This is a genomic window from Spirosoma fluviale (assembly GCF_900230225.1).
Taxonomy (GTDB): Bacteria; Bacteroidota; Bacteroidia; order Cytophagales; family Spirosomataceae; genus Spirosoma; species Spirosoma fluviale.
This window is the reverse complement of sequence record NZ_OCNH01000001.1, coordinates 1,256,964-1,279,843: the sequence shown is the minus strand read 5'-3', so window position 1 is coordinate 1,279,843 and position 22,880 is coordinate 1,256,964. Positions and strand designations below refer to the sequence as shown.

Genomic DNA, 22,880 nt, shown 5'->3' with positions numbered 1-22,880 from the left:
TATTCTCGCGTCAGCAACTCCTCACTCCTCGCTCCTATAAAAATCAGTACCGCCAGCTTTTCAGATCTGCACCCTTTGGCGCTGACGTTTCGATTCGCTTTAGAATCTTGTCGATATAGAGGGTATTGTATCGCAATCGACTAATGTAGTTTGGCTGGGTTGGATCGCCATTCCAGCAGTGTTCGGCCCGGTCTCCGTAGGCTACTTCACTGCTGGCAGATGGATTTTGAACACTCTTCAGGAAGTCTTCCATCAAATAGACGGCATTGTTGAGGTAATAGTTGTCCATATCACCGCAGTAGATATGAATCTTGCCTGTCACTTTCGGCCCTAAGGTTTTCCAGTCGCGCCGGAGAATATGGAGTAAATCGTAATGGTCTCGCCAATAAGTTGCCACGGTTGGATCAATATCGCCGGTAAGTTTATCCCAGATTCGCTTTGGATAACCGTCCGGTCCGGCAGGTGAATAAACAGCCTCCCAGATATCGAACTGGTCCCCCGAACGGGAATGGGTACCCAGTGCCAGTTCGCGGTGGTTGGTTTCCTCAAGGGTTACTTTAACCTGACCGAGGTAATTCCGTTGGCCGGGGCGGGGTGTCCGCCGAAAGGGTCCTTCGGCATAATAGGCGTTCTTGTCTTTGTAGAGGTTGAAAACGGTATACGCATCGAACGCAATCGGGTCCGGGCAGGCGGCAAAACAACCATTGAACTCATCGGGATAAAAAACCTGTGCCGCCAAAGCTTCCCAGCCACCCGTTGACCCACCGTACGTAAATCGTGCCCAACCCTGACCTATTCCTCTAAAACGCTTTTCTATTTCGGGTAGCAACTCATACATAATGGCATCGCCGTAGGGGCCAAGGTTTTCGGAGTTCACAGCGTATGAGTCGTCATAATAGGGATTGGCGTGCTGTATTTCGATGATCAACATCCGCGGGAAGTCCTTACTCGTCCATTTTTTGTAGAAATCATACGCTTCCTGAGCCACAATTTTCTTATACCCATGAATTTTGAACCGCTCAACATAGTCGGTGGTATCCATGTTGGCGGGTGGGGGCGTTTCACTGAATCCGTCGAAATTTGACGGGAAGTGACCGTGATTGATGCAGATTGGGTAGCGGGCTTCGGGGTGTTCGTCAAAACCGGCGGGCAGGAGTATGTGAGCGCCAAGATACATAGGACGCCCCCAAAACTCGGTCAGGCGTTGGCTCTGGATTTTGATATGCTTGATAAACTTCGTGTCTTTCGGTTCGTCAAGCGGTGGGTTCACCTGATTCATAACCACGGCAAATGACTGCCTTGACCCCGTTTTGATAGTGATTTTCTGTGGTTTACTAACTAAATTACCAGGGGCTGTCCGCCAGTTTTGTCCCTCTCCCCTGTCCATCGGTAACTTGACGGTACGCCGGGTTCCATTCGGACCGTTCTTAACCTGAAACGTCTCGTACTTATGTAGTACGGCCTGCACGTAATAATCGCCGGATGGCAGGTCTTTTAGACTACGTTTTGGGTAACCGAAAGCGCCCGCATCAACAACAGCTATCTGGCCTGGTTTGAGACCGTTTACGTCGACCCCGAAAATCTGGGCCGTTTCGACGGCGTCGCTTACCTGTTCACGAGGCTCCGGTTTATTGGTTTTAGCCAGGATAAGCAGTACTCGCCCATCCAGCGCCGTTTTGTTCTGCGCGTTGGGAAATGAGACAGAAAAGGTTGCTTGGGCATGTACGTTCGCTAAAAACGTACAGCCGAAAAGAGTAAGTAGCAGTCGATGCATCGTGTAGAAGGGAGTTGAATGAGTCCTCAAACTACACAAAAAACCGACTTTATACTTAATGCATACTTAATTTACAGCTATTTAGCGCTCTTTCACAGCGATCTGACCATGCTCCTGCTTAAGTAGATCAGAAAGTCGTTCATTAAGCCCTTCGACATTATTTCTCCGTTTCAGATTTAGTCGTTTTGTGTAAAGGGTATCCGTTTGAATTTTAGCAAGCTGATCGGTATAATAATGAACCACAATCGGCGCATGGGTCTTTCGATTTTCTTCAACTACCCAAAAGCCACCTTGGGGTGGTGGAGCAGGTTGCCGGAATTGTTTTTGAATTTGTGCCGTATGCACGTCGCTCCATGTACCACTTGGAGGAGGTACGGGACTGGGTATCTGCCCAAAAGCAGTCCCAACTGTCAGGCCGAGCATGGCAATCAGGTTAATGTTCACAAAAAGGAAAGTTATGGTGTGAATAACTAGACAAGTCCGACACTATCGAACGGACTTGCTGTTAGTCGCGGCCCGGCTCATTAATGGAAACACCGTTTACCGGATTAGCTGATCTGCTTCGGAAACACAGCGCATTGATAAACGTACCGGCATAAATTAAAATGGGGTAGCCGACCTTACGGCCAGCTACCCCATTGCTGAAGCGTCTGCTATTTTTTTATTGATACACGCGCACGTAATCAACTTCCATACGCTGCGGCCAGATGGTCTCGTCAACGCCTTTCTGTCCACCCCAGTTACCGCCAACGGCTACGTTAAGAATCAGAAAAAACGGTTGTTCAAACGGCCATTGCGCTTCGCTGTTCCCTAAAACTGATTTTTCGACGGTATAATATTTCTGGTCATCAACGAAAAAATCAATCTTGTCGGCAGTCCACTCGATGGCGTATAAATGAAACTTAGTTGTTACATCGTTCAGGGTAATGGCACTTCCTTTCTCCGTCTTCTTGGCATGATTGTAAGCCTCGGTATGAACCGTTCCATGAATAACGCCCTCATCGAATCCAACGTGCTCCATTATGTCGATTTCGCCACTTCTGGGCCAGCCCGCTGTTGAGATATTTTTACCCAGCATCCAAACGGCAGGCCACGTACCAACGCCCTTCGGGAGCTTAGCCATGGCTTCGATTCGGCCGTAGGTCCAGGTCGTTTTGTTTTTCGTCAGTAACCGGGCGGAGGTGTAGCTTTTACCCTGATAGGCTTCCTTACGCGCTTCGATAATGAGTTTGCCATTTTCGACACGGGCATTTTCAGAACGCCGGGAGGTGTAAAACTGAAGTTCGTTATTTCCCCAGCCGTTTCCACCCACTTCGTACCCCCATTTGGTGGAATCGGGCAACCCCGATTTGTCGAACTCATCTGACCAGACCAGTTTACGGGCTCCCGAAACGATTGGTGAGTTTGTTGGCAATGGCACTTCCGGACTTTTGCAGGCCAGCACAATTGCCAGTGCTACTATTTTCACCAAAAAAAGAGGTTTCATAAGGCAGATTCTTTAGTTTTTCATTATCACTTTAGCGGAGGGAATGCCCAGCCGAGAAAATCAGGCATAATTTCACTCCAAGTTTCCTGATCGTGCTTCCCACCCGTTATTTCCACATACCGAATATCGTTGTTCCGGTCATAACCTTTTTTAACAAGTTCATCAATCAGGTCGGTTGTGTCATCAATGGCGTCAATAATACCGTTGTTATTCCGATCGCTGGTTTCATCCTCGGTGCCGGTTTCGAACCAGAATTTGAGGGTTTTGTTATAACTTCCTTTTCGTACCAAATCGTGTATAATCCGGTCGGTTTCATCCCGATAGCCGTCGGCGGTGCTTTTACTGCGCCACCAGAATGAGCCCGAAAAAACACCCGCCCGACCAAATCGTTCGGGATGATGAAACACGATATCGAAAGCCGATAAGCCCCCCAGCGAAAACCCGGCAAAGACCGATTGTGCCGGTTCTGTACTCACCCGGTAATACTTTTTGACGTAAGGCAGCAGTTCTGTCAGAACAAAGTCGGTATATATACCCGCTTTACTGCCCCTGTTCATATAATCGGCCTGTGCTGCGGTGCCGTACTCCTGGATTCGATCACCGGCATGAATGGCAATGAGAATAAAGGGTTGTATACTTTTTTTATGGTACAGCGAATCCAAAATGGTCGGCATCTTCAGACGAGGCAAATCCTGACCATCGTTCAGATATAGAACAGGGTACACCTTTGTTGTTGACTGATAATCAGGCGGAAGTACAATAGTTAGGTGAACTGTTCGATTGAGAGGAACAGAGTGTAGAGAATCGTCGCGCCGAACCGTTACGGTGAGAGGTTCGATGCGGTTAAGGGCCGGTATATTGTCAGCCATAAGCGCCAGTAAAGTCAGAAAGAAGAGAATCACAAGCTACAAAATTGCTGTTTTTTCTGCTCAATAAGGCCCTTTTTTTGTCGGTGCCAGCTATTTCGTCTATTTTCATCCGATTTTAGAACATCGTCAACAAATAGATACAATCGTGCAGGAAGATTATCGTAAGTGGTATTCGCACCATCTGGGCCGCGACATCGAGATGCTGGTTTATGGAAACTGGGGCTACCCGGTCGTTCTTTTTCCAACCTCAATGGGTCATTATTATGAATACAAAGATTTTGGTCTGACCGAGACTGCCCGGTGGTTTGTTGAAACAGGGAAAGTTAAATTGTATTGTATCGACAGCATTGACCGCGATAGTTGGTATGCCAAACACTTGCATCCCGGCACCCGGATCTGGAACCACGTTTTGTACGATCGTTTTCTACACGAAGAACTGGTTCCGGGTATTCAGCGGGAGTGCAATGTCCAGAAAATTGGCGTATCGGGAGCTTCTTTCGGAGGGTACCATGCATTGAATTTTGCCTTCCGCCATCCGGAGCAGGTAGGCCATTTGATAACGATGGGAGCCGCGTTTAATATTCGTTCGTTTCTGGGCGATTATTACGACGAAAACGTGTACTTCAATAACCCGCCCGATTTTCTGCCCAATGCCCAGAACAATGAGTTTTACAACATGAACATTGTGCTGGGAACGTCAGAATACGATTTCACCAAAGACTCGAATTATCAGATTTCAGGCATACTGCGTCAGAAGGGAATTCGTCATCAGCTGGATGTAACACCCTGGGGCAACCACGACTGGCCCGTCTGGAAAGACCAGTTCCCGCGCTACTTAGGCATGATTTAAATCTACAATAATGGATGGTAGCTATCAGGTTGAATCTTACAATCAGAATGAGTTAGTTCAGAACAATCCTTGTAAGCTTAGTCAATGCCCCTAAACACGGCCTGGTCGGCAAGCGGAATAATTTTTAGTACATTTACCCGCACAGGAGTACCAAAAACAACCTTTGTTATCCTGTAAATAACACAGCATATTTTCATTTTCAGATACAACTAATTAATTATCAGCCTTATGAATAAAATTGGGATTTTATTCGGCCAGGAGAACACGTTTCCTCAGGCATTTGTAGACCGGGTTAATGAAAAACAAAGCCAGTTTCCGGCTGAGTTTGTCAGCATTGATCAGGTCGAACAAAGCGTACCGACCGACTATGCCGTCATTATAGACCGGATTTCTCAGGATGTACCCTTTTATAAAGCTTTCTTAAAGAATGCCGCCTTAACCGGAACGGCCGTTGTCAATAACCCCTTCTGGTGGAGTGCCGACGAGAAGTTTTTTAACAATGCTCTGGCCGTTCAGTTAGGCGTTCCTGTTCCGAAAACGATTCTGCTGCCATCTAAAGACCGTCCGGACGATACCAATCACAATTCGTTTCGTAACCTGCAGCATATGAACTGGGAAGGCATTTTCAACCACATTGGCTTCCCGGCTTTCATGAAACCTCACTCGGGTGGTGGCTGGAAGAGTGTTTATAAAGTCGACAATCCCGACCAGATGTTCAAAGCCTACGACGAAACGGGGCAACTGGTCATGTTGTATCAGGAAGCAATTGACTTTACGGACTATTTCCGTTGTTACTGCATTGGCGGAAAAGACGTACGTATTATGCCTTACGAGCCACGGAATCCGCACCACCTCCGCTACGCAGCCGAAATGCAAACAACCGGCGATGCAGGTAAAAAACTACTGGAAACCATGACCGACTATGTCCTGAAACTGAACCACGGTCTGGGCTACGATTTTAATACGGTTGAGTTTGCCGTGCGTGATGGTATCCCCATTGCCATTGACTTTTGCAACCCGGCCCCCGATGCCGACATCCATTCGGTTGGTCAGGAGAATTTTGAATGGGTCGTTGAAGCAGCTGCCAACATGGCCATTGAGCGGGCTCAGCGCGTGAAAAAAGGACAGGATAACCTGACCTGGGGTTCGTTTGTCCGCAATTCGGTAATGCTTCAGCCTGCTGAACCTGCTGGCGATGTGAAGTCGTCGGAAGGGCCTAAGACAAAAGAAGCTCCAAAGGCAGAAAAAGAAGAAAAAAAGGATAAGCCGAAGAAAGCTGACAAGGAAAAAGAAGAGGCTAAACCAAAGAAAGGCAAGAAGTAACTCATTAATCGCTCAATCCATTGTGCCGGAACTGGTTATATACTAGTCCCGGCACAATTCATTTAAAGGTAATCTGGCTCACTTAACTAACATGAATTCGGAATTATCAATGGCCCGTTAGGGCCTTCCCAGCATGTAGTATCGTAATCTCGAATTCATGCCCCCCATCAAATACCAATCGATTTCGGGTCAATTCCAGTGTCACGAGCCGAGGCCAGTAAGACTGCCAGCACCTCCAGGTAACTGAACAATCGTCCATCTATATAGTCCTGCTCCTCAGGGCGGTTCGACGTTTCGGTCCGCAAAAGCTTTCTTCTCTTCCAGATCACGAATATTCGTGTGAATGGAAATCAGCACATCCTGAATGAACTCGTTTGCTCGTTGCAGATTCATAGCTATAACGAGGGTCTTTTTAGTTAATTCGTCCATTAACAGGAATTACCTGTGTATAAGCAATTATACCGAATAATATTGGGGATTTCCAGAGAGTATGGCCTTGCCGTTCGTCACAAAATAAAAATTCTCTATTAATCGGTTCGCTTTTTTAGCCATATTCGTGCTTTTTCCGGGCTACTGCGTAGGCTCAAACATCAACAATCATTCTCTTTATACATGCAAAGACGAGACTTTATTCAATTGTCTGGCCTGGGTGTTGGCAGTCTGTTAGCGGCTGGGGTTCCGGTTCTTGGCAATTCTGTATCGGCTGAGTACCTGCTTGAAGCAAGCGGTCATGGTGTAGGTATCGACAATGCCGCCAAGAAACGATTAGCCGATATTGCCCTCAATGCAGCCAAAAGCAAAGGTGCCAGTTACACCGACGTTCGCATTGGCCGCTACCTTCAACAGTATGTTTTTACGCGCGAAAATCGGGTTCAGAACATCTCCAATGCGGAGTCATTTGGGGTCGGTATCCGGGTGATCGCCAACGGAACATGGGGCTTTTCTGCCACCAGCAACGTAACGCCCGATGGCATTGCCAAATGTGCCGAAACAGCCGTAGCCATTGCGAAAGCAAACGCCAAACTCCAGACCGAACCCGTCCAACTGGCCCCACAAAAGGGTGTTGGGGAAGTCGTCTGGAAAACACCCATCAAGAAAAATGCCTTTGAAATTCCGGTTCAGCAGAAAATAGACCTGCTGATGAATGTGAACGGCGAAGCCATGAAAAACGGGGCCGCGTTCGTTACATCGAACCTGTTCTTCGTAAACGAACAGAAGTACTTTGCCTCGACGGACGGGTCGTACATTGATCAGGACGTACACCGTATCTGGCCTACGTTCACGGTATCGGCCGTTGACCGGGCAGTAGGCAAATTCAAAACCCGCGATGCGCTTAGCTCACCCATGGGCATGGGATACGAGTATCTGGACGGGCTGGCTTCCGAAAAAATCAAAGCGCCCAACGGACTTGTCGGCTATCGTAATTCGTACGATATGCTGGAAGATGCCATTCTGGCCGCCAAACAGGCCAAGGAGAAATTGACCGCTAAAACGGTACAACCGGGCAAGTACGACCTCGTACTGGACCCGAACCACCTCGGCCTTACCATCCACGAATCGGTTGGTCACCCCACCGAACTCGACCGGGTACTGGGTTACGAAGCCAACTATGCCGGAACCAGCTTTGCTACGCTGGACAAGTGGAAAACCAAGTCATTCAACTACGGCAGCAAGCTGGTCAATATCGTCGCCGATAAAACGCAGCCGCACACACTCGGCACCGTTGGTTACGATGACGAGGGCGTTCCCTGCAAAGAGTGGGATTTGATCAAAGACGGTATTCTGGTCAACTACCAGGCCATCCGCGATCAGGTCGCTATCCTGGGCGAGAAAGAATCGAATGGCTGTTGCTACGCCGACAACTGGGACTCTGTCCAGTTCCAGCGCATGCCGAACGTGTCGTTGAAAGCGGGTAATGAAAAACGATCTGTTTTCGACATGATCAAAGGGGTCGATAAAGGCATCTACATTATCGGCCGTGGCTCCTATTCCATTGACCAGCAGCGCTATAACTTCCAGTTTGGCGGACAGCTGTTCTACGAAATCAAGAATGGGGAGATCGTTGGAATGCTCGACGATGTAGCCTATCAGTCCAACACCCAGGAATTCTGGAACTCCTGCGCTCAGCTTTGCGATAAAGACGACTACCGTACCTTCGGTTCGTTCTTCGATGGCAAAGGGCAACCCTCTCAGGTTAGCGCTGTATCGCATGGCAGCGCCACCACCCGCTTCAACGGAGTCAACGTGATCAATACAGGTCGGAAAATATAGTAGAAATGGTAAAGTAGTAGACTAGTGCAGTTAGTAGGTTCGTCAACACGGCCCTCCACTTCCCTAGTTTACTACTCCACATCTACACTTAATGAACTAACAAATGGCAATCTTAACAAAAGAAGAGGCAAAGAAGATAATTGACAAGGTCCTGAGCTACTCGAAGTCTGATGAAATGAGCGTCAGTCTGTCAGGTGGCCGTACCGGCAACATTCGTTACGCCCGTAACTCAGTATCAACCAGTGGTGAATCGGACAATCTGGCTCTGGCTGTAACCTCCGTTTACGGCAAGCGTTCCGGTACATCGACTATCAACGAGTTTGACGATGTGTCGCTGGAAAAAACCGTTCGACGGGCCGAAGAAATCGCCAAACTGGCTCCCGAAAACCCGGAGTACATGCCAATGCTGGGCCCACAAACGTATCTTGAAACCAACACCTACGCCGAAAGCACGGCAAAGATTACGCCCGATTTCCGTGCACAAGCCGCTTTCGACAGTCTTGATCCTTGTCGCAAGAAAAACCTGACAGCCGCCGGGTACATGGAAGACACCACCGGTTTTACGGCTATTGGCAATAGCAAAGGGCTGTTCGGCTACAACCGGGCAACCAGCGTGGATTTCTCGATTACCGTGCGTACGGCCGATGGCCTGGGTTCGGGTTATGCCAACCCCGATGTCAACGATGTCAGCAAACTCAGCACCAAGGCGGCTACCGAGATTGCGATGCAAAAAGCGATGGCCTCGGCAAGCGCCAGAGCCCTGGAGCCGGGTAAATACACCGTCATTCTGGAACCAACCGCTTCTGTTGAGCTATTGCAAAACATGGTCCGTAGTATGGATGCCCGTTCGGCCGATGAAGGGCGGAGTTTTCTAAGCAAGAAAGGCGGAGGCACCCGCCTGAACGAGAAGCTTTTTGATGAGCGGGTTACCTTTATCTCTGACCCCATGAATGCTGACTTACCACTCTCGCCCTTTGGCGGGGGCGGTGGTGGTGGCGGAGGTGGCCGTTTTGGTGGCGGTGGTGGCGATGGTCTGCCCCAGCAAAAACAAACCTGGATCGAGAAGGGCGTGGTGAAGAATATGTTCTACTCCCGCTATTGGGCCGACAAAAAAGGCGTTCAGCCTGTTCCGGCGCCAGGAGGTTTCATTATGCTCGGTGGTACCCAATCACTGGCCGACCTGATCAAAAGCACCGACAAAGGGATTCTGGTTACGCGTTTCTGGTACATCCGCGCCGTTGACCCACAAACCCAGCTGTACACGGGCCTGACGCGCGACGGGACATTCTACATCGAAAACGGCCAGATCAAATTCCCGATCAAGAATTTCCGGTTCAACGAAAGCCCGGTGATCATGCTGAATAACGTCGAAGCGCTGGGCAAACCTGTTCGCGCGGGTGGCAATCTGATACCGCCAATGAAAATTCGTGACTTCACGTTCACGAGTTTGTCTGATGCTGTATAAGATTTTGCCACAGAGATGCACGGAGAAACACAGAGATCCACGGAGGATGTATTAGCAACAATTGTGATTGGGAAAGCCATTGAGGTACATCGGGCACTAGGACCCGGTTTGCTTGAATCAGCTTACCAGGAATGCTTGTTTTACGAGCTTCATTCTCATGGTCTCTATGTAGAACGTGAAAAACCAATGCCAATCGTTTATAAAGACATTGTGTTGGAACATGGCTATCGACTGGACTTGCTCGTTGAAAACAAGTTAGTCATTGAGCTCAAAACTGTAGAAGATCTCAATGACTTACACAAGGCCCAATTACTGACTTATTTAAAATTCGGCAACTACCGCTTAGGCTTACTTATAAATTTTCGCGTCAAGATGTTGCGCGATGGCATTAAACGATTTACAAACTTTTCTCTGTGAATCTCCGTGCGTCTTTGTGCATCTCTGTGACCTAACCAAAACACATGAACCGTCGAGACTTCAACCAACTTATAGGCATGGGTGCTGCGGGCATCCTGCTCCCCAACCTTCCCGCCTTTTCGCGTACCGTTAGCCCCGAAGCCCTTCTGGAAGCCGGGATCGACGTGGCCGTGAAGAAACGCCTGGCCGATGCTGCCCTGAATGCGGCCAAAAGTAAAGGCGCCAGCTATACCGATGTACGCATTGGCCGCTACCTGAACCAGTTCGTGATAACCCGCGAAGACAAGGTCCAGAACATCGTCAACACCGAATCCTATGGCGTTGGCGTTCGGGTCATTGCCGATGGCTGCTGGGGATTTGCCGCCGTCGTTGACGCGAAGAATGAGGCCGATATGGCCAAAGCCGCCGAAAAAGCGGTAGCCATTGCCAAAGCCAACGCCCGACTCATGAAAGAGCCGGTCCAACTGGCCCCCCAGAAAGGTTACGGCGAAGTATCCTGGAAAGCCCCCATCAAGCGCAATGCGTTTGAGGTGCCCATCAAGGAGAAAGTCGACCTGTTGTTATCAGTCAATAGCGCGGCTCTGCAAAATGGAGCGAACTATGTGAACTCGGTCATGTTCATGGTGAACGAGCAGAAGTACTTTGCTTCCAGCGATGGCACTTATGCCGATCAGGATATTCACCGTATTTGGCCCAACTTTACTGTTACCGCCATTGACCCCAAAACGGGCAAATTCGAAACCCGCAACACGCTAAGCTCGCCAATGGGCATGGGCTACGAGTACCTGCAAGTTAACCCGGCCGATAAAGTAACGGGCATTACCACCCGCTACAACAAAGGATACGACATGCTGGAAGACGTGACGGCAGCGGCCAAACAGGCACGCGCCAAACACGCGGCCAAGTCGGTAGAAGCCGGGAAGTATGACCTCGTTCTCGATCCATCACACCTTTGGCTCACCATACACGAATCCGTAGGGCACCCCCTCGAACTCGACCGGGTACTGGGCTACGAAGCCAACTTTGCCGGAACGAGTTTCGCGACCCTTGACAAATGGCAGTCGAAGAATTTTAACTATGGCAGCAAGCAGGTCAACCTTATTGCCGACAAAACCCAGGTGGGCTCACTAGGGGCCGTTGGCTACGACGACGAAGGGGTTAAAACCAAGCAATGGGATCTGGTAAAAGACGGCACGCTGGTCAACTACCAGGCCATCCGCGATCAGGTGCACATCATCGGCGAGAAAGAATCGCAGGGATGCTGCTACGCCGATAGCTGGAGTTCCGTTCAGTTTCAGCGCATGGCCAACGTATCGCTGGCAGCTGGCAAAACCCCATTATCCGTTCAGGAAATGATTAAGGATGTAAAAAAAGGCATTTACATCATCGGTGATGGATCGTTCTCCATCGACCAGCAGCGGTACAACTTCCAGTTTGGCGGGCAACTGTTCTACGAAATCAAGAATGGGGAGATTGTCGGGATGCTGAAAGACGTGGCGTACCAATCGAACACGCAGGAATTCTGGAACTCCTGCGCGCAGGTTTGTGATGAGCGTGATTACCGGCTCGGTGGCTCCTTCTTCGATGGAAAAGGGCAACCTAGCCAGAGCAGCGCGGTTTCGCACGGCAGCAGCACCGCCCGGTTCAACGGTGTCAATGTGATTAATACAGCACGCAAGATCTAAACCGTTATGCCACAGAGATGCACGGAGGTACACAGAGTTACACAAAGAATCTTTTCAAGAAAATCTCTGCGTAACTCAGTGCGTCTCCGTGCATCTCTGTGGCTCAAAACATATGGCAATCATACTCACTGAGGCAGAAGCGAAAGCACTGCTCACGAAAGTTCTCAGCTACTCTAAAGCTGACGAGTGCGAGGTAAATCTGATTGGCGAAGAACGGGGCAACCTGCGCTATGCCCGAAATGAAGTGTCTACCAGTGGTTCGCTTATCAATCAGAATCTACAAGTTCAGTCGGCCTTTGGCAAGAAAGTCGGTGTGGCAACTATTGACGAGTTCGATGACGCTTCACTGGAAAAAGTTGTGCGCCGGTCTGAAGAACTGGCCAAACTAGCTCCCGAAAACCCCGAATACGTGGGTGTTCTGGGCCCTCAGCAATACCTGAAATCGAACGGCTTTTTTGACTCGACGGCGAAAGTCACTCCCGACACGCGAGCCGATGTAGTCGCCAAAAGCCTCGAACTGTCACGCGCCGAAAACCTGGCGGCAGCGGGCTTTTTGCAGGACAATTATGGCTATTCGGCCATGATGAACTCCAAAGGGCTGTTCGCCTATTATCCCAGCACCAACGTTAACTTCTCCCTGACTGTCCGCACCAACGACGGTAAAGGGTCGGGTTATGTGGCACGTGGTTACAGCGATTTCAACAAACTGGATACCGCAGCGGCTACCCGCATCGCCATCCAGAAAGCCAAAGGATCGGCCGAAGCGCGGGCCATTGAGCCAGGCAAATACACGGTTATTCTGGAACCTACGGCGGCTGTCGTTTTGCTGGAGAACATCTTCTACAACATGGACGCCCGCTCAGCCGATGAAGGCCGGTCGTATTTCAGCAAAGCAGGCGGCAAATCCCGGATGGGTGACAAAATCGTCGATGAACGGGTCACGATTTACTCTGACCCGACCAATCCGGAATTACCTGCTTCACCCTGGTCGGGGGATGGGCAGGCTCAGGCGAAAACGATGTGGATTGAAAAAGGGGTTGTCAAAAACCTGGCTTATTCGCGCTATTGGGCACAAAAGCAGGGTAAAAAACCACTCCCCTATCCCAATAACATGATTATGGCGGGCGGCACCGCATCGCTGGAAGACATGATCAAGAGCACCCAGCGGGGTATTCTGGTCACGAAACTTTGGTACATCCGCGAAGTTGACCCGCAAACCATTCTGCTCACGGGCCTCACCCGAGACGGAACCTTTTACATTGAAAATGGGAAGATCAAGCATCCGGTCAAGAACTTCCGCTTCAACGAAAGTCCGATCATCATGTTGAACAATCTGGAGTCATTGGGTAAACCCGAACGGGTGCTCAGTACAGAGTCGGATCAGAATTACCTCATTCCGCCCATGAAAATTCGGGAATTTACGTTTACCAGTTTATCGGACGCGGTGTAACCTACGTTAAAAAGGGAAGTTGATGGTGGGTTTAGGTGTAGTGCCGACCGTCTCGGTCGGGTATGTTGTTTAGTATTTCTCGCCCGGCCGCGACGGTCGGCACTACTATCCTCAGACCACAACCTATTTTTTCGTAACTTCATCATCAAATCAACTGCTCATGCTGGATACCCGCGTTGCCGAATTACTGGAAGCTCCAGACGCCAAATTAGTCATTGAGCGGGCTCAGGCTATATTAGCCGATGAAGCCCAGCGTCGTCGGGCGTTTCGGGAATGGTTGCGCGATGACATCAAAGCCGAGTTTATTAATGGTGAAGTTATCATGCACTCGCCCGTAAAACGGAGGCATCTGGATGCATCCAAATACCTTGAAAACTTGCTTCAAAACTTTGTTTTACTGAATAATCTTGGCGTTGTCGATTCCGAAAAAGCACTTATTGGTCTGACCCGAAATGACTACGAACCGGATATTTGTTTCTGGCGGAGCGAAACAGCTGATTCGTTTGAGGATGACCAGATGGAGCATCCGGCACCGGATTTGGTCGTCGAAATCCTGTCTAAAAGCACAACCGGGCGAGACCGGGGCGTTAAATTTGAGGACTACGCGGCTCATGGCGTCATTGAATACTGGATTATTGACCCGGTTCGGAAGTCGGTTGAGCAATACCAGTTAGACGAAGCAACGATGGCGTTTGCCTCTGTCGCGGTTGTTTATATAGACGATTCGTTAACCGCGCTAACCATACCCGGCTTTTCCATTCCGGTGAAAGCCATTTTCGATAAGCAGATGAATCTGGAAACGTTACGAATCCTGATGAATCCGTCTGCTTAATTTTTATTCTCTTTCATGATTACCGTTACCACAGCTACCGAACACGACTTACCCATCATTCGCGAGATTGCTCACCAGACATGGCCGTCGACCTTTGGCGAAATCCTGTCTGCCGAACAAATTGCGTATATGCTCGATATGATGTACAGTATGGATGCCCTCAAGCGTCAGGTACACGAAAAGAATCATGTTTTTCTGCTGGCTCAGGAAGCAGAGAGTCAGGCATATCTGGGGTTTACGTCGTACGAGTTCGATTACAAAGGGCTGTTGAAAACCAAGATTCACAAGATCTATCTCCTTCCCGCCAGTCAGGGCAAAGGCGTTGGCAAACTGCTGATTAATCGGGTTGCCAAGATAGCTTGGACGCATGGAAACGCTACCCTTTCATTGAACGTAAACAAGTACAACAAGGCTATTCAGTTTTACGAACGAATGGGCTTTTCTACCGTCGATACTGAAACGATTGACATCGGCAACGGCTTCCTGATGGAGGATTATGTAATGGAAAAACCGTTGAAAATATAGGTCTAACGCTCGAAAACAGCTATTTTTAACCAAAGAAAGCTTTTTCTACAGTTGGTTATTTGCACCTAATGCCTGTTCACTACGATGAGTGTAATTATAACCGATAATAGTAATATCACTGGCCAAACAAGTGGCGAATGACGATTACAATGACTTAAATACTTTCTCAACAAACGCCTTTGAAACCTTTTTTCTTTACCCGTATTCAGTATACATCCGGCGACTGGGACACCGACCAACGGATGCCGTCGAACCTGCTGCATTCGCTGGTCGAATATACAACCCTGCCGATTGACCAGAAAGAAAAGGTGGTGCAGTTGAGTAGTCCTGACCTGTTCAAAAGTCCTTTCTGCTACTTAAGTGGGCATAAGCTGGTGGAGTTTTCGGCGCAGGAGCGGGACCACTTCAAACGATATGTACAAAATGGCGGCTTCGTGTTTGTCGATGATTGCAACCACGACGTCGATGGCCTGTTTGCCAAGTCGTTCGAGCAGGAAATGGGCCGCACGTTCGGGCAGAAGGCGTTACAGAAGATTCCGAATACTCATCCGATCTACACCTGTTTTTTCAAGTTCGAGGAAGGCCCTCCCACCACCTCGTTCGAGCTAAATGGCTGGGGCGACGACCTGGTCCACGATTACCTCAAAGCCGTCACCATCAACGGCCGCATCGGTGTCCTATACAGCAACAAAGACTACGGCTGCGAGTGGGATTATGACTTTCGAAACAAACGATTTCTGGCCGAAGACAACACCAAATTCGGCGTCAATATTATTACCTACGCGCTAACGGCGTGATCATGTAATGCCGCCCCTCCGGGTCGGCGGGAAAGCAATAGTCAAGCATTACCGACCCGGAGGGGCGGTATTACAACCTGAAAAATAGACCATTGGATTCAACAGACTTAACTCACTACAAAGCGCTGGTGGCCAAGCTGCCCCAGCTACGAAAGGAAATCGGGAAGGTTATTATCGGACAGCAGGAAGCCATCAGCGAAGTCCTTATTTCGCTCCTGGCGGGTGGCCATTGCCTGCTCGAAGGTGTACCCGGCCTAGCCAAAACACTGATGGTGAAAACCATGTCCGATGCGCTGGCGATGCGTTTCAAACGCATTCAGTTTACCCCCGACCTGATGCCAGGCGATATTGTGGGCACAGAAGTGCTGGAGGATGACCACGAGACGGGCCACAAAGTCTTCGTGTTCAACCGTGGCCCTATTTTTGCCAATGTCGTGCTGGCCGATGAGATTAACCGGACGCCCCCTAAAACGCAGGCGGCCATGCTCGAAGCCATGCAGGAGTATAAGGTAACTTACGGCGGTAACGATTATGTACTTCCCAAGCCCTTCCTGATCATTGCGACCCAAAACCCCATTGAACAGGCGGGTACGTATCCCCTGCCCGAAGCCCAGCTTGACCGCTTCCTGCTGTACATCAAGCTTAGCTATCCGTCGGAGCGCGAGGAGCTGGAAGTGCTGAAAAGTACCACCGGTACCGCCCGCCCGGAACTGCAAACGATACTATCTGACGAAGACATTATCCAGCTACAAAAGCTGACCCGCCAGGTACACATCAGCGATGAGTTGATCGAGTACATCAACCGACTCGTTCGGGCGTCGCGCCCTGCTGAAACACCATCGCCCTTTGTGAAGCAATGGGGCGAATGGGGGGCTGGACCACGGGCCGGACAGGCCTTGGTCTTATGTGCCAAAGCCAGAGCCGTACTGAACGAACGATTCTCGGTCATTCCCGACGATATTCAGACGCTCGCTTACCCCATCCTGCGCCACCGTATCGCCCTTAACTTCCGCGCCGAAGCCGAAGGCATCACCACCGATCAGGTAATTAAGGAACTGTTATCTACCGTAAAATGAGAATCCAGTACGCATAGCGCATAGATTCGAGAAGTCAACTCCATTGGACTGTAGAGAATAAAAAAATCTCTGCGAATCTCTGTGTTATCTCCGTGCATCTCTGTGACCCAACCCTTATGCTCATCACCGAACTCATCAAACTCAACAACCTCCAACTGGCCAGCAAACTGGTGAGCGATGAGTTGTTGCTGGGTATTCAAACTAGTCGGCGGTCGGGGATTGGGACGGAATTTGAGCAGTTTCGCCATTATAGCCCCGGCGATGATCCCAAGCGCATTGACTGGAAGTTGTTTGCCAAATCAGGGCACTACCTGGTTCGTGAATCCGCTACGGAGAGTAACCAGCAGGTACGCTTCCTTATCGACCTCTCCGGGTCCATGAACTACACCGAAGGCAGTGTAAGCCGGTTGCAATACGCCAAAATCCTGCTGGCCTCGCTGGCCTATCTGAGTAACCGGCAAGGCGATCAGTTAAGCCTATTTTCCCTTCAAAATGGGCTGGTTCAGGCGATGGTACCGGCGGGTAAACAGGCCTTTCAGAAAATTGTAGCGACACTGGAAACTAGTGAAGCCAAAGGAGCCTGGGACAATCGAAACCCGTCAATTCCGGACTTTAGTCGGAAACAGGCCGAAGTGCTTATCATCGCATCCGACTTTCTACAGGTTGATGATGAATGGGTCCAGTTAATTCAACGTGTGGCTGCCCCTCGTCGGGAAATCGTTCTGTTTCAACTACTGGGCGATGAAGAAGTCAATTTTTCGATGAACGGCTTTTACCGATTTCAGGATCTGGAAACGGGCCGTGAGATTGAATTACAGGCCGATGCCATTCGGGAAACCGTTCGGGAACGAGCCACCACGTACCTGACAAAGCTTGAGGAGAGTTTGCGCATTCCGCACGTCCGGCTTATCCGCGTTCGCTTGAGTGACCCGATCGCTTTAGTCTTAAAACAGTTTTTAACCAGTTAACTAGTAACCGATTATGCAGTTTGTTGAGCCGTTTTTGTTGTGGGGTGCATTAGCCGTCGCGATTCCGGTGGCCATTCACTTCTGGCACCAGAAACAGGGGAAACTGCTTCCCTGGGCGGCTACACAATGGCTCCTTGAAAAGCAAAATCAGCAAAGCCGTGGCCTCCGGCTCGATAACATTGCCTTGCTGATTGTCCGTTGTCTGCTCCTTATCCTGCTGGTAGTTTTACTGGCGCAACCTGTTCTAAACGGGTTTCAGCAACCACCCGCTATTCAGAAAGTGCATCTGGTGCAGCCCAGCAAGACCGTTGCTGACAATTACAGATTTGAACTGACCGAAGCACGAAAAAAAGGCGAGAAAGTCGTCTGGGCCGACGACCAACTAAACGAGATAGACGACAAGCTTTATACATTCCAACCGTCGAACCGATTTAGCCCACTACAGCTACAAACGGCCATTAATCGACTGGACTCAAAAAACGTTGAACTCCATCTTTATCTCGTCAATAGCCGAAAACTAGCCGATGTACCTGCCATTTCGGTGCCAGCCAAATTTAACCTGCACACGGTCGTTGATTCGTCGGGGCAGCTTCTCCCCTATCTGGTAGTCAGGAATGATCGAAAGTTATTTGTTAATCGAACAGGAAAACTGGTGAGCGTTCCAACGCTTGACCCGACCCTCAAATTCCATTCGGCACCCACTCATTCAGGTCCAATTGTCGTTTTGCTTAGTTACCAAAAAGCACAGGAGCAGCAGACGGTTAAAGCAGCGCTGGCGGCTCTTACAGATGTCTATGCACTTGATTTTTCGGTTGATGAAAAGCCCGTACCGAACCGAAGCTACGACTGGATATTGACGGATAAAATCCCAAGCCGACTATCCTCTCAATCCCTGTATACCGTTTCGGGCGTGGAGCAACTTGATGGCCAGGGCAACGTAACGTTTACAAACGAGTCATTGACCCCACAAACGTCGGATTTGGCCGCAACGGGGCAGCTGCCCGAATGGCTCGGGTTGCAATGGGTAAAACACTCCAGTTTTGGATTGACCAACGCACCTCTCAGCCCAAAAGATTTACAATCACTATTCGTTCCGACAAACAAACCCACAGCCGAACAGCACGCAGGCATACAAAATGCTCTTTTGGTACTATTCGTTGGGTTGTTAGCCGTTGAACGCTGGCTCGCTTTAACAAAAAACGCATGAACGAACTGAAACGCCTTGTCTCGTCGGTCACGTACCAACTTTACGCTAACGCCCTGCTTCGGTGCCTGTTGCTGGCACTGTCAGCCTATTTTTTAGCGGCAACCTTTACGGGGCCGTCGATTATAGCCATTCTTTTTGCCGTTGCCAGTTTTGTAGTTGGAGCTTTCCTGAACAAGCTATACCAGGACAAAAAACCGCAGGCAATTCAACTCATCCACCAGACCGTTGGTGATGTCGAATACAGCTTGCCTCTGCTGACAAAGCCCGAGCTTAACCTGGCAGAGCAGTTACAACTCGACCGCCTGAACAGTCATATCCAGCACGTTCGCATCCCTGTGGTGGTGCTGGCAAAAGCGGGGCTCTATGGTCTCTTTTTAGTTGGCGCGTTGGCCGTTTACTTTGGCTATCCCCTATTGGCGAATACGGCAGTTAACGGTCCTCAAAAGAAAGGGTTGTTGGCAGCATTCACCCCCGACAAAAAACCGGAAGCTCCTTCGTTTGAATCAGCTTCGCTCCGCATTCAACCACCGGCTTACACCCGACTTCCGGAAACAAACTCCTCTAACCTGAATGCGTCGAGTGTTGTGGGGGCGGTGCTTTCGTGGCGGTTACAGTTCAGCCATACCAACCAGCTTTCGGTTCGGCTCGTAAATGGCCGTGGGCAGGAAATACCCTTCCGTCAAACCGGAGATGGGTATACGTATCAGGATCGACTGATAAACTCAGGCCTGTACGCCATTAAAGCGTATTGGCGTACCGATACAGAAAAGGACTCGGTTATCTATCAATCCGACTTTTACCGACTTGAAGCCCGGCCGGATCTGGCCCCCAAAATTGAACCAGATTCGAAAGAACTGTATCGGTTTCATACCATCAAAGACCCCAAAGCGTTGACGGTTGGTACCCGTATGTCAGATGATTTTTTGGTCTCCAATGCCTTCCTTGTCGCTACCGTTGCGCGGGGTTCGGGCGAGAATGTCAAGTTTCGGGAAGTGAAGTTTCCGCTGAGTCAGGCCAATTTTAAAGATGCCAAACTCACAAAAACGCTTGACCTGAACGAACTGAAGTTTGCGCCCGGCGATGAGTTGTACTATTACTGGGCCGCTTTCGACAACCGCCAGCCCGAACCGAACTTCACTAAGTCAGACACGTATTTTCTGGTGTATAAAGACACAACCCAGGTGGAAGAAAGTGAACTGGCGACAATGGCCGTAAACATCATGCCCGAGTATTTTCGAAGCCAGCGGCAGATCATTATAGACACCGAAAAGCTGATTGCCAGTCGGAAACGCAGTACATCGAAAAGCGGGGTCAGTCATGCGTTCAAGAGCCAGTCGAACGAGATTGGTTTCGACCAGAAAGTGCTGCGGCTGCGCTATGGTCAGTTTCTGGGCGAGGAGTTCGAAACATCGGCCGGGGGCGGGCATATCGAACCCACCGACGAAGGGGGCGACCCGCTCAAAGGATTCATTCACGCCCACGACACCGGTGAAGAACATGGGGAAGCGCACCACGTTGAGGAACCTCATCACGACCACGGTCCATCCGGCCCCGAATCGGATAAAGACCCTGTGGCCGCCCTGATGGAGCAATACGTTCACTCCCACGACAACGCAGAGACCAATACGTTCCATGAAGAATCGACGCGGTCGTTGCTGAAAATGGCATTGGAGCAAATGTGGCAGTCGGAGTTACACCTACGGATGTATGAACCCGAGAAAGCGCTCCCGTTTGAGCAGAAAGCACTGGAATACCTGAAATTGTCGCAGCAAAAAGCGCGGTCGTACGTCAAGAAAACCGGCTTCGATCCGCCCCAAACGAAAGAAAAGGAAACGCGCCTAACGGGTGAGTTCAAAAACGTGACAGCCGCATTCAATCAGGAGCGGGTATATTCGAAGGAACGAATCGAGTTGCTGGTAGCCCAGGCCATCGGGTATCTGGACCTCCCTGCACTCAATACCCAGCAACGGCAGACCCTGCAACAACTCGGCAATGCCCTGGCAAACGAAGTGGTGAACAGTGGCCTTCAAAACTGGTCGGTGCTGGCATCAATACAGAAATTAGCCGGGGGTAAGGCGCTTACGCCTGCTGAAAAAACGCAGCTAAAAACAAAATTGTACACGCTGACGGCTGCGTCGGAGCGAACCGGGCCCACTTATGTCAGTGATCGCGCTCTTCAACAAGCGTTCTGGAAGCACATCAACTAGCGACCGGACTATCTGTTATTATCAATGCAAACTCCTGTAAACTGGACCGAACCGATAACCTGGTTTATCGCCCTGGCGTTACTCGTCTTATTAGTTGGTCAACTCTGGCTCATCAGCCGAAATGAGTCGTTGCCCGTCGGACGAAAATCACTTCGGTTAGCCTTGAATCTCCTTCTCTGGCTAGTGTTAGTTGGCTATTTCCTGCAATTTCAATGGCAGCGGGAGCGTTCGGCTACCCATGCCTTGCTTGTTGGTGATGAGGTGCCCTCGGCCGTTGCCCGTCACATCAGGGATAGCCTTAACCTTCAGGATAGCTTTACCAGTCGAAACCTGACAGACGACTATGATTCATTAACCCTGATTGGTCAACGCTTTCCGGTGGCAACCCTTACCCAGCTTAGCCATTCAGCCCTGCACTGGATACCCTACAGTGAGCCGAATACAGTAGAGAATCTAAACTGGAAAGGGATCGTCCGGCAGGGTGAGATTCAGAAAGTTACCGGGCAAATTCAAACGGCAGAAGATGCCATCTTACGTCTAAAGTTTGGGGGGAGAACACTGGACAGTATTGCCCTGAAAGCTGGCGAGAATGCATTCGCGCTCCAGTTTCCGGCCTTTTCGCGGGGACGTACCCAAACTGAACTCGTCCTTGGCCGAACCACACTAGACACCGTTCGTTTCTTCACCCGGCCCATCGAGCCGCTTACCGTTCTGTTCCTACTCAATAGCCCCGATTTTGAAAGTAACACATTGGCGGGTTGGCTGGGCAAACAGGGACATACGGTTCAGGTATCGACGACTTTATCGAAGAATATTAGCAGTAACGTCAGCATTAATCAAGCGAGTAAATCCATTGGAAAGACAACGCTAGACCTGATTGTCACAGAATCTGCCAATGCCTCGAACCCGACCGTTCGTAAAGCTGTAGCGGAGGGAAAGGCGGTTTTATTTATCAATACCATTAATCCCGAAACCGAAAGCCGCGTGATCAACCAAGCGTTAGGCACCAGCTGGCAGGTCAGAAAAACGTCCAACGAAGCGGTCATCCCGGTCGGCAACGGGCTGGCAGCACTCCCCTATCGTTTTGCCGAAAATCTGAACCAGTTTCCCGTAGCCGGTTACCCGATTGCCGTGCAACGGAGTACGCGCGGATTTGCCGGTCGAATTGGCGTTAGCTTACTGAGCGAAACCTATCCGTTGTCGCTTAGTGGGGACAGCGTGTCGTATAACCGGATTTGGACGGCGGTATTAGCCAGGCTCTCATCTTCAGAGAAACCCACAATTCAGGTCAATGCGCCCGTTTACAATGGTTTGCCACAGGAGGTTCTTGTCAATAACGCCACGGCTTCATCGCGCAAACTGGTTATTGGTCAGGACACCGTTACGCTGGCTCCATCATCCATCAACGACCGGTCGGTCATTGGTTTATCCCTGTTCAGACAGACCGGTTGGCAATCGGTGCAGGACTCGCTGGCGCTTTTCGTGAATGCCCGAACCCAAACAGATCCAGTTAGTGACCGGCAAACGGTAAGTCGGTTCATGCTAGCCCATGCAGAGGCTCAGACTATGTTCGCCCAGACTGCCCGGTCAACTACAGCCCGCGTGCCCGAATGGGTATGGCTGGTCTTATTTCTTGGCTGCTTAACGGCGTTGTGGCTAGAACCAAAAGTAGTGTAGA

The 22,880-nt window shown here is 50.0% G+C and carries 20 protein-coding genes; 15 read left to right on the top strand and 5 right to left on the bottom strand.

Features of this window, described 5'->3' with window-relative positions; all coding sequences use genetic code 11:
- Positions 1 to 43: 43 nt before the first annotated feature.
- The 4 genes from CRO74_RS05265 to CRO74_RS05250 form a co-directional block, all read right to left on the bottom strand.
- Positions 44 to 1,774, bottom strand: coding sequence for an alpha/beta hydrolase (locus CRO74_RS05265; protein WP_097124944.1), 1,731 nt, complete (start codon positions 1,772 to 1,774; stop codon positions 44 to 46).
- An 81-nt stretch (positions 1,775 to 1,855) separates the two neighbouring features.
- Positions 1,856 to 2,218, bottom strand: a complete 363-nt coding sequence (locus tag CRO74_RS05260; RefSeq protein WP_144035874.1) for a hypothetical protein — start codon at positions 2,216 to 2,218, stop codon at positions 1,856 to 1,858.
- 217 nt (positions 2,219 to 2,435) lie between these two features.
- Positions 2,436 to 3,260 carry a glycoside hydrolase family 16 protein gene (locus tag CRO74_RS05255; RefSeq protein WP_097124942.1) on the bottom strand — a complete coding sequence of 275 codons (825 nt, stop codon included), beginning with the start codon at positions 3,258 to 3,260 and terminating at the stop codon, positions 2,436 to 2,438.
- A 26-nt stretch (positions 3,261 to 3,286) separates the two neighbouring features.
- Positions 3,287 to 4,129, bottom strand: a complete 843-nt coding sequence (locus tag CRO74_RS05250) for an alpha/beta hydrolase (protein WP_097126022.1) — start codon at positions 4,127 to 4,129, stop codon at positions 3,287 to 3,289.
- A gap of 145 nt (positions 4,130 to 4,274) precedes the next feature.
- On the opposite strand from CRO74_RS05250, the gene CRO74_RS05245 reads away from it, so the two are divergent.
- Positions 4,275 to 4,979: an esterase family protein gene (locus CRO74_RS05245; protein WP_097124941.1), complete on the top strand. Its 705-nt coding sequence runs from the start codon at positions 4,275 to 4,277 to the stop codon at positions 4,977 to 4,979.
- A gap of 228 nt (positions 4,980 to 5,207) precedes the next feature.
- Positions 5,208 to 6,302 carry an ATP-grasp domain-containing protein gene (locus CRO74_RS05240; protein ID WP_097124940.1) on the top strand — a complete coding sequence of 365 codons (1,095 nt, stop codon included), beginning with the start codon at positions 5,208 to 5,210 and terminating at the stop codon, positions 6,300 to 6,302.
- 276 nt (positions 6,303 to 6,578) lie between these two features.
- Here CRO74_RS05240 and CRO74_RS31900 read toward each other — a convergent pair whose 3' ends face one another.
- Positions 6,579 to 6,731 (bottom strand): hypothetical protein, encoded by a 153-nt coding sequence (locus tag CRO74_RS31900; protein WP_245877766.1) that lies wholly within the window; start codon positions 6,729 to 6,731, stop codon positions 6,579 to 6,581.
- Between the two features lie 183 nt (positions 6,732 to 6,914).
- Between CRO74_RS31900 and CRO74_RS05230 the strand changes: the two genes are divergently transcribed.
- The 13 genes from CRO74_RS05230 to CRO74_RS05170 all read left to right on the top strand — a co-directional run bounded on the left by CRO74_RS05230 (position 6,915) and on the right by CRO74_RS05170 (position 22,879).
- Positions 6,915 to 8,573, top strand: a complete 1,659-nt coding sequence (locus CRO74_RS05230; RefSeq protein ID WP_097124939.1) for a TldD/PmbA family protein — start codon at positions 6,915 to 6,917, stop codon at positions 8,571 to 8,573.
- 103 nt (positions 8,574 to 8,676) lie between these two features.
- A complete protein-coding gene (locus CRO74_RS05225; protein ID WP_097124938.1) occupies positions 8,677 to 10,038 on the top strand; it encodes a TldD/PmbA family protein in 1,362 nt (453 codons plus the stop codon).
- A gap of 15 nt (positions 10,039 to 10,053) precedes the next feature.
- Positions 10,054 to 10,455 carry a GxxExxY protein gene (locus tag CRO74_RS05220; RefSeq protein WP_097124937.1) on the top strand — a complete coding sequence of 134 codons (402 nt, stop codon included), beginning with the start codon at positions 10,054 to 10,056 and terminating at the stop codon, positions 10,453 to 10,455.
- A gap of 44 nt (positions 10,456 to 10,499) precedes the next feature.
- Positions 10,500 to 12,140, top strand: coding sequence for a TldD/PmbA family protein (locus CRO74_RS05215; protein ID WP_097124936.1), 1,641 nt, complete (start codon positions 10,500 to 10,502; stop codon positions 12,138 to 12,140).
- Positions 12,141 to 12,252: 112 nt separating this feature from the next.
- A complete protein-coding gene (locus tag CRO74_RS05210; protein ID WP_097124935.1) occupies positions 12,253 to 13,590 on the top strand; it encodes a TldD/PmbA family protein in 1,338 nt (445 codons plus the stop codon).
- Positions 13,591 to 13,750: 160 nt separating this feature from the next.
- Positions 13,751 to 14,422 (top strand): Uma2 family endonuclease, encoded by a 672-nt coding sequence (locus CRO74_RS05205; protein WP_097124934.1) that lies wholly within the window; start codon positions 13,751 to 13,753, stop codon positions 14,420 to 14,422.
- Positions 14,423 to 14,437: 15 nt separating this feature from the next.
- Positions 14,438 to 14,947, top strand: a complete 510-nt coding sequence (locus CRO74_RS05200) for a GNAT family N-acetyltransferase (protein WP_097124933.1) — start codon at positions 14,438 to 14,440, stop codon at positions 14,945 to 14,947.
- 179 nt (positions 14,948 to 15,126) lie between these two features.
- Positions 15,127 to 15,744: a DUF4159 domain-containing protein gene (locus tag CRO74_RS05195; RefSeq protein WP_097124932.1), complete on the top strand. Its 618-nt coding sequence runs from the start codon at positions 15,127 to 15,129 to the stop codon at positions 15,742 to 15,744.
- 92 nt (positions 15,745 to 15,836) lie between these two features.
- Complete coding sequence (locus CRO74_RS05190; protein ID WP_097124931.1) at positions 15,837 to 16,820, top strand: AAA family ATPase; 984 nt, start codon at positions 15,837 to 15,839, stop codon at positions 16,818 to 16,820.
- Between the two features lie 116 nt (positions 16,821 to 16,936).
- On the top strand, positions 16,937 to 17,788 hold the full coding sequence (locus CRO74_RS05185) for a DUF58 domain-containing protein (protein WP_097124930.1): 852 nt from the start codon (positions 16,937 to 16,939) through the stop codon (positions 17,786 to 17,788).
- A 13-nt stretch (positions 17,789 to 17,801) separates the two neighbouring features.
- Positions 17,802 to 18,995: a BatA domain-containing protein gene (locus CRO74_RS05180; RefSeq protein WP_097124929.1), complete on the top strand. Its 1,194-nt coding sequence runs from the start codon at positions 17,802 to 17,804 to the stop codon at positions 18,993 to 18,995.
- Positions 18,992 to 21,202, top strand: coding sequence for a DUF4175 family protein (locus CRO74_RS05175; protein ID WP_097124928.1), 2,211 nt, complete (start codon positions 18,992 to 18,994; stop codon positions 21,200 to 21,202). Before CRO74_RS05180 ends, CRO74_RS05175 begins: the two co-directional genes overlap by 4 nt.
- A 24-nt stretch (positions 21,203 to 21,226) precedes the next feature.
- Positions 21,227 to 22,879, top strand: a complete 1,653-nt coding sequence (locus CRO74_RS05170) for a hypothetical protein (protein ID WP_097124927.1) — start codon at positions 21,227 to 21,229, stop codon at positions 22,877 to 22,879.
- Position 22,880: the final 1 nt, after the last annotated feature.